We start from the raw sequence: 13,671 nt of genomic DNA, 5'->3' as shown, positions 1-13,671 counted from the left end.
CTTGAGCATGGAGGGCCAGGTGCCTATGACGCCGTCTTCGATGACATCGCCAGCATTCACTTACCCGGCAGGCTCTGCGGCCTTCCCGCACCGCGGCCTCGTCGGCATTGCCGGCCTCGCCCCGCATGAGATCCTCTATCTGCTCGACGAAGCCGAGCAGTGGGTCGAACTCAATCGGCACGCTCAGAAGCACCGCAACTTGCTGGCCGGGCTGACGATCATCAACGCGTTTTTCGAGAACTCGACTCGCACGCTGCTGAGCTTCGAAATCGCCGGAAAGCGCCTGGGTGCCGACGTGGTCAACATGGCGGTCGCGACATCGAGCGTGAAAAAGGGCGAAACGCTGATCGACACGGCGATGACCCTTAACGCCATGCATGCCGACGCGATCGTGATCCGGCACGGCAGTTCCGGCGCGGTGCAACTCATTGCCGACAAAGTCGATTGCCCCGTGCTCAACGCCGGCGACGGGCAGCACGAGCACCCGACGCAGGCCCTGCTGGATGCGCTCACGATCCGCCACGCCAAGCGCAACTTCAACGGCCTGGTCGTCACCATTTGCGGCGACATCCTGCACAGTCGGGTCGCGCGATCGAACATCCTATGCCTCAGTTCATTGGGCGCAGAGGTGCGCGTCTGCGCGCCTCCTGCGCTGTTGCCGGAGGCGATCGAGATGATGGGGGTGCAGGTCTTCCACGACTTCGACGCGGCCTTGAAAGGCGCCGATGTGGTCATGATGCTGCGCTTGCAGCTTGAGCGGATGCAAGGCCAGTTCATCCCTTCCCCGCGCGAGTATCGGCACCTCTACGGTCTGACGCTCGAGCGACTCGCAAAAGCCCACCCTGAGGCTTTGGTCATGCACCCCGGCCCAATGAACCGCGGCATCGAGATCGACAGCAACGTCGCCGACCTCGTGGGCCGCTCACAGATCACGACGCAAGTCGAAATGGGTGTCGCCCTGCGCATGGCGTGCCTTGAAGTCCTGACTCGGCGCGGCCGCGGCGTGGAGGGCTGGGCATGAGCCTTGCAACTCCACTGTGCATCACGAACGGCAGGCTCATCCTGCCTGGCGGCACGATCGCCAAAGGCGCGCTTCGTTGCGAAGGAGACCGCATCGTCGCTGTCGGGCCAGACGTAACGGCGCAGGATGGCGACCGCCTGCACGATGCCGGCGGCCATCTCATCGCGCCGGGGCTGGTGGATTATGGCGTCTTCGCCACCGACAAGCCGGCTTTCCACTTCGGTGGCATCACACGCGCGGCGCTCATGCCTGACCAGAACCCGCCGCTCGACGTACCGGCGCGAGTCCGGTTCGCAGCACAATCAGGCAAGCCTGACTTCTGGGTCCACCCGCTTGCCGCCGCAACGCGAGAGTTGGAAGGCGAGTCACTAGCGGAAATCGCCCTCATGCGCGAAGCCGGTGCGCGCGGAGTCGCAACCGGCCGAGGCTGGATCGGCGATTCCGGCACCATGCTGCGCCTGTGCCAGTACGCGGGGATGCTGGGCATGACCGTGTGCGCCCATGCCGAGGATGCAGGCCTGGTAGGCCCTGCTGTGGCGACTGCGGGCGAGATTGCTACTCGCCTTGGCCTGCCTGCCGCCCCCGCTGAAGCAGAGGCGCTCGCTATCGCACGCGATCTCGCCATCGCCCAGATGGCCAGCGCCACGATCCACTTTCGCACGGTGACGACCGCTGCAGGCCTAGCACTCGTCCGTCAGGCGAAGGAGCGCGGATCGCGAGTGACCGCAGGCGTTACGCCCGCGTACTTCATGCTATCCGATCTCGCAGTGGCCGAGTTCCGCACATTCGCGCACCTTTCGCCGCCGCTCCGCTCGGAGGCAGACCGCAAGGCGGTGATCGCGGCCATCGCTGACGGCACCATCGACGTCATCGCCTCAGGTCACGATCCGCGCGGCCCTGAGGACAAGCGCCTGCCCTTCGCCGACTCCGCGCCCGGCATGTCCGGTGCCGAGACGCTGCTGCCGCTCACCCTCACGCTGGTTCGCGATGGCGTGATCTCGTTGAGCCGCGCGTTCGAACTGCTCGCCACCAACCCCGCCCGCCTGCTGGGGGTGTCGGCGGGATGTCTGGAGCCAGGGGCCGAAGCGGACATCGCGATCATCGATCCCGACCGGCCCTGGATCGTCGATTCGCGCAAGATGGCGGCCAGCGCCGGCAACACGCCGTTCGATCGCCAGCCGGTGCAGGGCCGCGTGCTCGCCCTGTTCAAAGGCGGCGCGCAAGTCGAGTAACGCAAAAAAGCGCCCCCGCCATAAGACGGGGGCGCGGAGTGCTTCACATGGGGAGGTGAAGTTCGGTAAATCTCAGCGGGTCGCGAGGCGCTCTGCTGCGCTCTGGACCGGGGCCGCTCCGGGCAGTGAGCGATCCTCGCCATAGGCCAGGCAACCCCTGCCCTGCCCGCGCACGGTCGAGCACTTTGCGCGGGCCTCGCCCTCGCCAAAGCCAGCGGCAGCCACGCGCCAGTAGCGGCGGCCCTTTACCATTGCTTCGGTAATGCGAAGGGTGCGGTCCTTCAGGCTTGGATCTTTGCGGACGAACAGGTTCCAAGCCCGGCGCGCGCCCTCTTCGCTGGCGAACGAACCCAGCTGAACGGCATAATCGCCCACAGTAGCCTCCGCAACCTTCGCCTTTGCGGCCTTGCGGGGCGCAGGAGAGGCGGCGACTGGCACATCGGCACGAGCGAGCCGCGCAGGCGCGACGCTCTGTACCACCGGGTTTGAGACAAACTGCGGATCATGATCGGCAGAGATAGGGGATGCCTGGGCGAGAAGCGTGGTCTGAGGCTTCACCGCCTCGACGGCGCGCTCGACGACTGCCTCGTGGCCGGAAGCCGAGTCCGCGAATGCACTCTGCGGCTCCATGACGGGCGCCTCCGCATAGCGCGGCATGGGCGGCAGTTCTTGGTCTGTAGCAAGCTCCTGCGCAGCAAGAGAGACAGGCTCAGCCGCCTCGCCAAGCGCAAGCTGCACCGGCTGTCCTGGGTCGCCGCGTAGCGGCGCGCCCAGCAGCGCCGCGACCCGCGACTGCTGCGATCCGACGCTGGCCTGAAGCGCCCATTCGCTCACCCGCACGTCGAGCTGGTCCGCTGGCACGTCTTGCGATGCAACGATCCGGGCTTCACGCAAGTGACCGGCGAGCGCATAAGCATAGGCAAGGTTCTGCCGGATCTTTGGCGTATTTTCGCCCTTGCGGATGCTCTCGCCCAGCAGCGTCACGGCTTCGCCAGGCTGACCTGCAAGCGCCAGCGCGAGGGCAAAGTCGCCGGGGGGGAGCGATTCGCGCCATTGGCCCAGCAGCGCCACGGCTTCGGTGTTGCGGCCACTGCCGATGTACGCAAGCACCATGCCCAGCGCTGTAGAAGGTGCCGTGTCACCCAGTGCAACTGCGTCTTCGAAGGTGGTTGCAGCCGATACGAAGCGGCCCGCAGACAAGTAGCTCTGCGCCAGTCTCGCGCGCTTGTCCGTATCTTGCGGTGCCTCGAAGACTTCTTGCTCGGTGGCGGCGAGCTGCACCTCGAGCTTCTTGTGCGCTTGGTCTTCGTCCCGCTCGGCACGACTGCGCGACTTCGCCTCCGCGAAACCGGGAGCTGCAATGGAGCCGCTTGCCACCGCGACAGCGAAGGCAGTGCGGAGGGCGAGGCGGACGCGTGCGCTCTTGTTGAACTTTGCTTGCATCGGAGCAGATCCTTCTGGTCGATCTTCAGCGATCACCGCAGACCCACGGCAAGCGCTTGCGCCTGCGGCAGGTCCGTCAGATCGCGACCGAGCGCCTCGGTCACGACGGACTGGGCGCTGCGGTAATAATGTATGCTGGCCTGGCGCCGCGGCGTGTGGCAGCGGGCATCCTTCCGAACGAGAAGGCTGGCGCAAAGCGGTGCGTGGTCACGCAAGTCGCGGGCGAACTCGGCCACGTCAGGCGCTCGCGATCCGGCGCCCGAAGCCGCCGACCGGGCGGCTGGTGCCTGGCAGCGCCGAAGGACTCGCCGGCGGCGCAAACACCGTCCGGCGGAAGTTCTTCTCGAGCCTGTCTGCAACGTAGTTCCACAAGGCGGTCACCTCGATGGCGGAACGGCCGCCGGGATCCACTTCCATGACTGTGCGACCGTCGATCATCGAGGCCGCAAAATCAGTTCTCTGGTGCAGCGTGATCGGTGCGACAGTGCCGTGCTGCGACAGCGCGACTGCGGCCTCAGCGGTGATCCGCGCTTTGGGCGTCGCGGCGTTGACGACGAAGATCAGCGGCTTTCCGGCACGCTCGCACAAGTCGACGGTAGCACCGACCGCGCGCAGATCATGCGGGCTTGGACGCGTGGGGACGACGATCAGTTCCGAAACGGCGATCACGCTCTGGATCGCCATGGTGATCGCAGGGGGCGTGTCGATGACGGCGAGGCGGAAGCCTTGCTGGCGCAACAACTGCAAGTCACTGGCCAGGCGGGAAATGGTAGTCTGGGCAAAAGCAGGAATTTCAGCCTCGCGCTCGTTCCACCAGTCTGCCAGCGAGCCTTGCGGGTCGATGTCGATCAGGACAACCGGACCTGCACCCGCGCGCTGGGCCTGTACTGCCAGGTGACCAGACAACGTAGTCTTGCCCGATCCGCCCTTCTGCGATGCCAGTGCCAATACTCGCAAGTGAACGTCCCCCGCCGTTGCGATGCCGTTGAGTTTCCTCACTGCCGCAATCGCAGAACGTTCCTAACTTACGGTTAAGCGCTGCCCCGCCCCACCGCAGGAGAACCGCGTGATTTCCCGCATAAAGGCTTTGCTAAACGGTTGTTCACTATGTCACCTAGAACAAGCCAGTGGTGCCTCATTGAGCAGCACGCACGGTGTGCTGTCCTTCTGGGCGCGAAAGGATCGGGTGGTGTTCTATTCAGTTAGAGGCGTATTCGCCGGGATGTTTGCCGCTGCCGCTCTGGCTGGCGGCGCCGGGATCGCACTTGCAGACGTGAAGGCAGGCGTGGACGCGTGGTCCGCCGGCGACTTCGAGGGCGCCGTGCGCGAGTGGAAGCGCCCGGCCGATGCCGGCGACCCGGACGCGCAGTTCAACCTTGCCCAGGCATACAAGCTGGGCCGCGGTGTTCCTCACGACCTGGCGAGAGCCGAATCGCTTTATGCAGCTGCTGCCGCCAAGGGGCATCTGGAGGCAAGCGATGCGTACGGCATTCTGCTTTTCCAGCGTGGCGAGCGGGAGAAGGCAGCACCTTACATCAAGGCAGCAGCAGCCCGCGGCGATGCCCGCGCACAGTACATCCATGGCCTGGCGCTCTTCAACGGCGACGGCGTGGACAAAGACTGGGTCCGCGCCTACGCATACGCGAGCCTCGCGCAACAGGGCGGCCTGCCGCAGGCGACGGTCGCGCTCGCCCAGATGGATCAGCATATCCCAATGGCAGACCGGCAAAAGGCGGTGTCGCTGGCTGGAGAGATCGCGACACGGACCGAGGCGACCCGCGCTCGTCAACTCGCCGCCTTCAATCTCGGCAGTACGCCCTCTCACGAAATCGCTCCCACTCCTGCGGCCCAAGCCGGGCAACCGCCGACGGATGCGGATCGTGCGCCGTCGAGGGCAGTTGTGGAGCAAGCAGTCGCTGACGCGGCACGAGTCGCCGGCACAGGCTCAAGAACTGCCGCACCAAGGCTCCAGGCAGTTGATCCGGGCGAGAAGCCCTCCTCTCCGACCAGTCGCGCATCCTCGGCTCGTTCGGCAGCCGCATCATCGCTCAAGGCGCAACCTCCGCGAGCGGCGGAACGAGCGAAAGTCGCGTCAGGACCCTGGCGAGTCCAACTCGGTGCGTTCGGAGTGGCGAGCAACGCGGACGGACTCTGGAAACGAGTCAAGGATCGGCCGGAACTCGCAGGACATGGCAAACTGGTGAACACAGCCGACAACCTCACCAGGCTGCAGGCGAGCGGATTTGCCAGCCGTGAAGAAGCCAACGCAGCCTGCGCGCGGCTGAAGAGCGCGGGCTTCGCCTGCCTCGCCACCCGCGACTGACGCTGCTACAGCGGGGCCGCCCATGCGCGTCGCCTCGCTCGACCTTATCCGCGGCGTCGCGGTTCTCGGCATCCTTGCCATCAACATCGCAGGCTTTGCGGGCCCATCGATCAGCGCGCTGGCGCCCAACATACCGACCCCCGCAACGTTTCACGAAGAGGCCGCATACGCAGTCGGCTTCGTGCTGTTCCAAGGCAAGATGCGCGCGCTCTTCGCCATCCTGTTCGGGGCCAGCATGGCACTGTTCATCGATCAGGCGGACGCACGCGGGCGCGACGGCGATCGCCTGCAAGCGGTTCGCCTTGGCTGGCTGATGGTGTTCGGCATCTTGCATTACGTGCTCTTGTGGTGGGGCGATATCCTCTTCGCCTATGGAGCTTGCGGGCTGGTCCTGTTGCTGTTTCACCGGCTGCCAAGCCGCCTTCTTGTGGCCGGCGCCGGTGGACTGTTTCTCGTCCTCCATCTGCAGGGACTGCTGCTGTCCCTTCCTCTGGCTATGGTGGAGGAAGCGCTTCGGCTGGGCCAGGGAAGCCCTCGAGAAGCTGCCGCATACGCGCAGTATCAAGGGTTTGTGAAACGGGCTTTCGAGCAGGAGTTGCAGCAGTATTCCGGCGGCTTCCTGCATATCCTGACGATCAAGATGCGCGAGCACCCATTCTGGCTGCTGCAGGGAGTTCGCGACGGTTTCGGCGAATATCTGCCGCTGATGGCGCTTGGTCTCGTTCTCCAGCGAAGCGGCTTTTTCGCCGGTGCATGGTCAAGGCGCCGGGTGCTTGTCTTGGGATTGGGCACTTTTGCAGTCGGTTTGGCGGCGAACCTTGCAGCGCTGAGCTGGCTGTGGCCTCGCCACTTCCCGCCCGCGGCGATGGACGCGGCTTTACGCTATGGCCTCGCTCTGCCCAGCGCTCTGATAGCGACGGGCTATGGTGCGCTGCTGATGCTCGCGACTCCCTGGTTAAGCGGAACTCACCTGGGCCAAAGACTCTCGGCTGCCGGCCGGATGGCGTTTTCGAATTACCTCGGAACCAGTCTGGTGATGACCGCTATTTTCTATGGTTGGGGCCTCGGCCTGTTCGGCCGAGTCGATCCCGTTGCGCAATGGGGCTTTGTCGCTCTCGGCTGGGCGGCGATGCTCGCCTGGGGGCCGGCTTCGCTCGCCCGCTGGCGGCGCGGACCGCTGGAGTGGCTATGGCGATCGCTGACCGAGCAGACCTGGCTCAACAATCGCCGCTAACTTGCTATTGCGATCCATTCTCATACGACTATATTGCGATTCGAGAGGAAAACGCATGTACGTCTGCATCTGCAACGCCATCCGGGAATGCGAACTGCGCAAGGCTGCGCGGACCTCTTGCGGCGATGCCGAAGCGCTTTACGCGCAGATCGGACGCCCACCCCAGTGCGGGCAGTGCATCGACGAAGCGGAAGAGATCATCGCGGAAGAGCGCGTTTCCACTCGCGTCCCGGTGCCTCGTCCCGCAAGCGATCCTTACCGTCCGCTTCACAGCTGACGGAACAAATCTGCGCGTTGCGGCCTTTCTTCAGCTAGGCCATAGGGCACCTTTGGCTGCAAAGGAGGCTACGCGATGCAGGGCGATCGGCAGGTCATCGATTTTCTTAACAAGGCGCTGCTCAACGAGCTGACGGCGATCAACCAATACTGGCTGCACTACCGCATGCTGGATCACTGGGGCGTCTACAAGCTCGCCGAGTACGAGCGGCACGAGTCGATCGACGAAATGAAGCACGCCGACATCCTATCGGAGCGGATCCTGTTCCTCGACGGTTTGCCCAACTTCCAGGCCCTGGGCAAACTGCGCATCGGCGAAGGCGTGAAGGAAGTCCTCGAGTGCGATCTTGCGCTTGAGCACGAAGCCATCCCGCTCCTCAAGGAAGCCATCGCTCACTGCGAGGCAGTGCGTGACTACATCAGCCGCGAAATCTTTGAGCGCATCCTCGAGAACGAGGAAGAGCACGTCGACTTCCTCGAAAAGCAGTTCGACCTGATCAAGCTGATGGGCATCGAGAACTACGTCCAGCTCAACAGCAAGCCTGCGGGCGAGAACAACGGCTGACGCCAAGTGCGTGGGGCGGCCTAGACCGCCCCCGCGAAGCTTACTTCGTCCGGTACTTGTCGAACCAGTCGAGAATGGCCGAGGCCTTGGCAGCAGACTGCGAGGGCCGGGCGGTGAGGCCGCCATGGCTGGCACCGGGTACCTTGACCATCGCTGTGGGCACACCGCGAATCTGCAGCGCAGCATAGTACTGCTCGGCCTCGCTGACCGGCGTGCGATAGTCCTCGCTGCCGACGACTACGAGCGTCGGAGTCTTGACGTTGCCCACCAGACTGAGCGGCGAGCGGCTCCAGTAGGACATCGGGTCTTCCCAAGGCTTCTTGTCGAACCAGTACCGCGACGTGAACGTTGTTGCATCCATGGTCAGCGCCTCGCTGATCCAGTTGATGACGGGCTTCTGCGTCGCGGCCGCCTTGAACCGGTCCGTCTTGCCCACAATCCAGGCCGTCAGGACACCGCCGCCCGAACCGCCGGTGACGAACAGATTGTTGGGATCCGCCACGCCTTCGGCAATCGCGGCGTCAACCGCAGCGATCAGGTCGTTATAGTCAGTGCCAGGATAGGCGCGGTCGATCAGGTTGGCGAACTCCTCACCGTACGAGGTGCTCCCCCGCGGGTTGGTGTAAAGCACCGCGTAACCACGCGCAGCATAGAGCTGCACATCGGTCGAGAAGGATGGGCCATAGGCGGTGTTGGGACCGCCATGGATCTCCAGGATCAGCGGCACTCGTTGCCCCGCCTGCCATCCCGGCGGTGTTGCGAGCCAGGCATCGACCGGCCGCCCATCAGGTGCCGTTACAGACAGCTTGCGGACCGGCGCGAGGGTCTTCGCCTGAAGCCAGTTTGCATTGAGGTCGGTCAGCTTGCGCCCATCGACCCACACGTCCGCAGGGGCTGCAGTGGTACCTGCGGTGTAGGCGACCTTGCCGCCATTCGAGACGCTGAACTCGCCGCCAGTATAAGGGCGGTCATAGTGAGTGCCGGCGGTGAGCCCCTCCCTCACCATTCGAACGGAACCGTCCAGACCGACCCGCGCGACCCGCTTCTTCCCGTGATCGTCATAGGATACGTAAAGCTGCGAGTTGCCGCCCCATGTCACCGTATCGATCGACTGGTCGAGCCCCGCCGTCAGCGAACGCGCCCCGGTGCCATCGGCATTCATCACGTACAGCTCAGTGTTTTCGTAGCTGCGGTTCACATCATCGAAGCCGAGATAGGCAATGCGCTTGCCGTCGGGTGAGACCACCGCGCTCTGGTCCGGGCCTTCGCGCGTGGTGAGCGCGGTGACAGCGCCGCTGGCCACGTCCAGCGCGTAGACTTCCGTGTTGTTCAACTCGCGCTCCCAATCCGGGCGGCGATTTGCGGAGAAGACAAGGGTTCTGCCGTCCGGGCTCCACGACAAGGGACCGCTATCGTTCCAGTCGCCAAAGGTGACCTGACGCGGGGCGCCGCCATCAGCCGGAACGACAAAGAGGTGATCGAAGCCGGGTTGCGCGTATCCGCCGCCATCCGCGCGGTAGTTCACCCGATCGATCACCTGAAGGCTTTCTGCCCACTCGGCGCCCTCGGGCTTCTCGGGAGCCCTGCCCAGCTTCATGCCCTCGCCGGCCACGTGCATGGTATAGGCGATAGCCTTGCCGTCCGGCGACCATGTGATGCTGCCAGGACTTTCCGGCAATCCCGTGACCTGAACGCTGCGGCCGCTGTCGATCCACAACACGTGCAGTTGTGGCGCGCCTGTGTTGGATGAGACATAAGCTATTCGCTTGCCGTCGGGCGACCAGCGGGGCGAGCGATGCGCTCCCTTGCCTGCCGCTAGCGGAGTTTGACGTCCCGAGGCGACATCCACCAGCCAGATCGAAGGCACTTCCTTGTCCGTCATGATGTCACCGGACATGCGGACATAGACCACGCGCGTCCCGTCAGGGCTGATCTGCGGATCGGTCGCTCCTGCAAGGCTGAACAAGTCCTCACCGGCGAACGCGCGCGCCGGACCTTCAGCCGCCGAGGCCAGGTTGACCGGCACCAGGAAGCCTGCAGCCGCAGTCGCGGCCAAGAGAAGCGGAAGAGCTCGGCGCAAAGTTTCGTCTCCGATCGGTTGAGCTAAGCTGCACCATTGCAACGACGAAAGGGTGAAATCCAGCAGCGCAATTGCGGGGCTATCGAACAAACTTCTGGAACCTGATTCAAACCTGCTACTTATGCCGCCATGCCCGGCACCGAACCTCACGAGTCCAGACTGGAAGATCGCAGCTTCCTGGCGGTCGTCGCCATAGTCACCCTGCTCTTCTGCTGGCTCATCGCACCTTACTTCGGCGCGATCCTGTGGGGGCTTGTCGCCGCGATCCTCTTCGAGCCCGCCACGCAGCGCCTCGCAGCCGACATGAACGGGCGTAAGAACGTAGCCGCCGCACTCGTTCTTCTTCTGATCGTCGGCCTGATCCTGGTGCCAGCGCTGCTTCTGGGCTCTAGCCTGGTGCAGGAAGCGACCTCGCTATACGAGCGCATCCGGCTCGGCCAGATCGACGTTCCCGGAATAATGGACGGCATAAAGCATTCCTTGCCGCTCCGTGTTCAGCAATACATCGATCGGCAGAACTTGAGCGACTTCGACTCGGTTCGCCGCATGTTCGGTACAGGCATCGCCAGCGGTTTGCAGACCGTCGCCTCGCGGGCGCTGGTCGTGGGGCAAGGTGCGCTTAGCTTCCTCGCGGCGTTAGGCGTGATGTTGTACCTGACCTTCTTCTTGCTGCGCGATGGCCGCCGCTATGGTTCGATCATCCGCTCAGCACTGCCGCTGCGACCTGATCTGCGCGACCGGCTGATCGACCATTTCATCATCGTCGTACGCGCCACGATGAAAGGCACTGTCGTCGTCGCCGTCGTTCAAGGCGCTCTGGGCGGCCTTATCTTCTGGGCGCTTGGCGTGGAAGGCGCCCTTCTTTGGGGCACGCTGATGGGCGTGTTCTCGCTGCTCCCGGCAGTGGGGACGGCCATCATCTGGGTGCCGGTGGCGATTTACCTGCTTGCAACCGGCGCCTGGATCAAAGGCACCATCCTGATCTTCTGCGGCTTCTTCATCATTGGCTTGGTGGATAACCTGCTTCGCCCGATCCTCGTCGGCCGAGACACGCGTATGCCGGACTTCGTCGTACTGATCGCCACACTTGCGGGATTGCAGCTGTTCGGCCTGAGCGGCTTCATCGTGGGCCCGGTGATCGCCGCCTTGTTCATCGCCGTGTGGAGCATGGCGATCGAGAGCAAGGACCACCACGAACCCGACCTGCTTCCCCCTCCCAAGACCGTCACAGTCCTGCCTTAAGGTCTCAATCCTTCTTGAAAGGGTTCTTCGGGCTGCGCAGCGTGAGCCGGATGGGCACCGCCTCGAAAGAGAGTTCGCGCCGGATACTGTTGATCAGATAGCGCTTGTAGCTTTCAGGCAGCATGTCGAGCCGCGTGCCGAACAGCACGAAGCCAGGGGGCCGCGTCTTGGCCTGCGTGATATAGCGCAGCTTGATACGCTTGCCGCCAGGGGCCGGAGGCGGATTGGCCGCCAGCGCGTCATCGAACCAGCGGTTGAGCGCCGAAGTTGTGACACGGCGGCTCCAGGCTTCCCGCAGGTCAAAAGCAGCCTTGATCATGTCGTCCAAGCCCTTGCCGGTGCGTGCAGAGACGGCAAACATCGGCACGCCGCGAACTTGCGCCAGACCGTCGTCAAGCGCCGCGCGGATGCCTTGGAACAACGATGAGGCCTCTTCCGCCACATCCCACTTGTTGATCGCGATCATTAACGCACGACCTTCCTCCAGCACCATCGAGGCGATCTTCAGATCCTGGTGCTCAAGCCCGCGTGTCGCATCGAGCAGGAGTACAACGACCTCGGCAAAGTCGATCGCGTGGCGCGCATCGGCAACCGAGAGCTTCTCCAGCTTTTCGATCACTTGCGCCTTCTTGCGCATTCCGGCGGTGTCGATCAGACGAACGGGGCGCACTTCCCCGTTTCGCGCAGTCCACTCCCAGTCGATGGCGATCGAGTCGCGCGTGATACCGGCTTCGGGCCCCGTCAGCAGGCGATCCTGACCAAGCAGCTTGTTAATCAGCGTCGATTTTCCGGCGTTCGGGCGGCCGACGATCGCGAGCTTGAGCGGCCCTTGCAGCAGCGCTTCCTCGTCGAACTCCTCATCGTTCTCGTCCTCCTGAAGAGGATCAAGGTGCGGCAGCAACGCCTCGAACAAGTCGGCCATTCCCTCGCCGTGCTCGGCCGAGATCGCCACCGGATCGCCAAGCCCCAGCGAATACGCTTCGAGCAGCCCGCCCTCGCCCGCGCGCCCTTCCGCCTTGTTGGCAACCAGGATTACCGGAACGGGCGAACCACGCAGCCACCGCGAGATTTCCTCGTCGAGCGGCGTCAGGCCGGCGCGTGCATCCATGACGAAGAGAGCCACGTGCGCTGTCCGCAACGCAGCTTCCGTCTGCTGGCGCATGCGCCCCGGCAACGTTTCCGCGTCCTCGTCTTCCCAACCAGCAGTGTCGACGATCTGGAACTTGAGACCAAGCAGCTCCGCATCGCCAAAGCGCCGGTCGCGCGTCACCCCGGGCTGGTCGTCCACGAGAGCCAGTCTCTTTCCGACCAAGCGGTTGAAGAGCGTGGATTTGCCGACGTTCGGACGGCCGATGATGATAACTTCAGGGGGCATGATAAACCGGGACGTGGCGGTTTGTGCCGACAATGGCAAGCCCCGTCACCTCCCGTCGCCCCTAGCGGCCGCAAAGCCGGCCGGCGCTGGGCGGCAAAGCGATCAGCGCGGACGCCCACCGACGCCCGCTGCGACCGCTTAGTCCTTACGTGCGACGGGCGCCTCTTCACCCAGATCCTCATACCAAGCCTCTACCGGGCCGCTGAGCTTTATGGTCAGCGGCTGCCCGTTGCGGTCCTTGGTCTTGCCCGCCTGTACCCGGATCCAGCCTTCCGAAATCGAGTACTCCTCGACATTGTTGCGCACGGTGCCCTTGAAGCGGATGCCTATGCCCCTCTGCAGCTTGTCCGCATCGAAGTGTGGACTGCGGGGGCTGATAGCCAGGCGATCGGGGGGTACATCCGCGCCGGAGCCGGTTTCGGGAATGGTGTCTTCGCTCATGAGGCGCCGGTTTAGAGTCGATTGGCGGCTTGTCAACGCAAGCGGCTTGGCCTAAGGGCGCGCCTTCCGCAGTGGTAGCGGGCGCGTAGCTCAGCGGTAGAGCACACCCTTCACACGGGTGGGGTCACAGGTTCAATCCCTGTCGCGCCCACCACGATTTCAAGCGGTTAGCGGAAATCGTGGTGCGATGCATGAAATTGCCATGAAAAGCACGGGTGAACTCGTCGAGAGCAGAGCGATCGTCTAGTTCGGGTCGATCTAGCGCGATCCTCAATCGTACGGGTCGACGTGCCGGCAGGATCTAGCTTAATGATTGGACGTCCGAGACACTGAGGCGCGTGGTAATGTGCTACGGTGGCGGAGCGGCGGTAGCGCGGACGTGGAAGCGTTTACCGACGCGGTGGCGCGTGCTCTCGGAAAGAGCAGATCTTCGCCGCCC

The 13,671-nt window shown here is 64.0% G+C and carries 13 protein-coding genes and 1 tRNA gene; 8 read left to right on the top strand and 6 right to left on the bottom strand.

Annotation, left to right across the window (positions count from 1 at the left end):
- Positions 1-40: 40 nt before the first annotated feature.
- Both ABVV53_RS08835 and ABVV53_RS08830 read left to right on the top strand, forming a co-directional pair.
- The gene (locus ABVV53_RS08835; protein WP_353984010.1) at positions 41-1,021 is read left to right on the top strand and encodes an aspartate carbamoyltransferase catalytic subunit; all 981 of its coding nucleotides are present in this window, start codon (positions 41-43) and stop codon (positions 1,019-1,021) included.
- Positions 1,018-2,253, top strand: a complete 1,236-nt coding sequence (locus ABVV53_RS08830; protein WP_353984009.1) for a dihydroorotase — start codon at positions 1,018-1,020, stop codon at positions 2,251-2,253. The genes ABVV53_RS08835 and ABVV53_RS08830 overlap by 4 nt, the downstream gene beginning before the upstream one ends.
- Positions 2,254-2,325: 72 nt before the next feature.
- Here ABVV53_RS08830 and ABVV53_RS08825 read toward each other — a convergent pair whose 3' ends face one another.
- Genes ABVV53_RS08825 through ABVV53_RS08815 form a run of 3 tightly spaced genes read right to left on the bottom strand, consistent with a single transcriptional unit; the run spans position 2,326 to position 4,653 of the window.
- A complete protein-coding gene (locus ABVV53_RS08825) occupies positions 2,326-3,696 on the bottom strand; it encodes a tetratricopeptide repeat protein (RefSeq protein ID WP_353984008.1) in 1,371 nt (456 codons plus the stop codon).
- 32 nt (positions 3,697-3,728) lie between these two features.
- Complete coding sequence (locus ABVV53_RS08820; protein WP_353984007.1) at positions 3,729-3,932, bottom strand: hypothetical protein; 204 nt, start codon at positions 3,930-3,932, stop codon at positions 3,729-3,731.
- A 1-nt stretch (position 3,933) separates the two neighbouring features.
- Complete coding sequence (locus ABVV53_RS08815; protein ID WP_353984221.1) at positions 3,934-4,653, bottom strand: ParA family protein; 720 nt, start codon at positions 4,651-4,653, stop codon at positions 3,934-3,936.
- Positions 4,654-4,885: 232 nt separating this feature from the next.
- Between ABVV53_RS08815 and ABVV53_RS08810 the strand changes: the two genes are divergently transcribed.
- The 4 genes from ABVV53_RS08810 to bfr all read left to right on the top strand — a co-directional run bounded on the left by ABVV53_RS08810 (position 4,886) and on the right by bfr (position 8,094).
- The gene (locus ABVV53_RS08810) at positions 4,886-6,019 is read left to right on the top strand and encodes an SPOR domain-containing protein (RefSeq protein WP_353984006.1); all 1,134 of its coding nucleotides are present in this window, start codon (positions 4,886-4,888) and stop codon (positions 6,017-6,019) included.
- A 22-nt stretch (positions 6,020-6,041) separates the two neighbouring features.
- Complete coding sequence (locus ABVV53_RS08805; protein WP_353984005.1) at positions 6,042-7,253, top strand: DUF418 domain-containing protein; 1,212 nt, start codon at positions 6,042-6,044, stop codon at positions 7,251-7,253.
- 55 nt (positions 7,254-7,308) lie between these two features.
- Entirely contained in the window at positions 7,309-7,530 is a 222-nt protein-coding gene (locus tag ABVV53_RS08800) for a (2Fe-2S)-binding protein (protein WP_353984004.1), read from the top strand.
- 75 nt (positions 7,531-7,605) lie between these two features.
- Positions 7,606-8,094 carry a bacterioferritin gene (bfr, locus tag ABVV53_RS08795; RefSeq protein WP_353984003.1) on the top strand — a complete coding sequence of 163 codons (489 nt, stop codon included), beginning with the start codon at positions 7,606-7,608 and terminating at the stop codon, positions 8,092-8,094.
- 40 nt (positions 8,095-8,134) lie between these two features.
- Here bfr and ABVV53_RS08790 read toward each other — a convergent pair whose 3' ends face one another.
- Positions 8,135-10,150 carry a prolyl oligopeptidase family serine peptidase gene (locus tag ABVV53_RS08790; protein ID WP_419956771.1) on the bottom strand — a complete coding sequence of 672 codons (2,016 nt, stop codon included), beginning with the start codon at positions 10,148-10,150 and terminating at the stop codon, positions 8,135-8,137.
- 153 nt (positions 10,151-10,303) lie between these two features.
- Here ABVV53_RS08790 and ABVV53_RS08785 point away from each other — a divergent pair, with 153 nt between their 5' ends.
- Positions 10,304-11,416 carry an AI-2E family transporter gene (locus ABVV53_RS08785; protein WP_353984002.1) on the top strand — a complete coding sequence of 371 codons (1,113 nt, stop codon included), beginning with the start codon at positions 10,304-10,306 and terminating at the stop codon, positions 11,414-11,416.
- A 4-nt stretch (positions 11,417-11,420) separates the two neighbouring features.
- Here the strand turns inward: ABVV53_RS08785 and der are convergent, their stop codons facing one another.
- Positions 11,421-12,791, bottom strand: coding sequence for a ribosome biogenesis GTPase Der (gene der, locus ABVV53_RS08780; protein WP_353984219.1), 1,371 nt, complete (start codon positions 12,789-12,791; stop codon positions 11,421-11,423).
- A gap of 138 nt (positions 12,792-12,929) precedes the next feature.
- Positions 12,930-13,232: a DUF3297 family protein gene (locus ABVV53_RS08775; RefSeq protein ID WP_353984001.1), complete on the bottom strand. Its 303-nt coding sequence runs from the start codon at positions 13,230-13,232 to the stop codon at positions 12,930-12,932.
- Positions 13,233-13,311: 79 nt separating this feature from the next.
- Between ABVV53_RS08775 and ABVV53_RS08770 the strand changes: the two genes are divergently transcribed.
- Positions 13,312-13,386, top strand: a tRNA-Val gene (locus ABVV53_RS08770).
- Positions 13,387-13,671: the final 285 nt, after the last annotated feature.

Origin of the sequence: Novosphingobium kalidii (assembly GCF_040534015.1) — a bacterium.
GTDB lineage: Bacteria > Pseudomonadota > Alphaproteobacteria > Sphingomonadales > Sphingomonadaceae > Novosphingobium > Novosphingobium kalidii.
This window is presented reverse-complemented; position numbering and strand designations above follow the sequence as displayed.

Excerpts from the sequence above, each read along its gene's own strand:
- ABVV53_RS08835 (WP_353984010.1), top strand. The coding sequence starts at position 41 with ATGACATCGCCAGCATTCACTTACCCGGCAGGCTCTGCGGCCTTCCCG.
- ABVV53_RS08830 (WP_353984009.1), top strand. The coding sequence starts at position 1,018 with ATGAGCCTTGCAACTCCACTGTGCATCACGAACGGCAGGCTCATCCTG.
- ABVV53_RS08825 (WP_353984008.1), bottom strand. The coding sequence starts at position 3,696 with ATGCAAGCAAAGTTCAACAAGAGCGCACGCGTCCGCCTCGCCCTCCGC.
- ABVV53_RS08805 (WP_353984005.1), top strand. The coding sequence starts at position 6,042 with ATGCGCGTCGCCTCGCTCGACCTTATCCGCGGCGTCGCGGTTCTCGGC.
- ABVV53_RS08800 (WP_353984004.1), top strand. The coding sequence starts at position 7,309 with ATGTACGTCTGCATCTGCAACGCCATCCGGGAATGCGAACTGCGCAAG.
- bfr (WP_353984003.1), top strand. The coding sequence starts at position 7,606 with ATGCAGGGCGATCGGCAGGTCATCGATTTTCTTAACAAGGCGCTGCTC.
- ABVV53_RS08785 (WP_353984002.1), top strand. The coding sequence starts at position 10,304 with ATGCCCGGCACCGAACCTCACGAGTCCAGACTGGAAGATCGCAGCTTC.
- der (WP_353984219.1), bottom strand. The coding sequence starts at position 12,791 with ATGCCCCCTGAAGTTATCATCATCGGCCGTCCGAACGTCGGCAAATCC.
- ABVV53_RS08775 (WP_353984001.1), bottom strand. The coding sequence starts at position 13,232 with ATGAGCGAAGACACCATTCCCGAAACCGGCTCCGGCGCGGATGTACCC.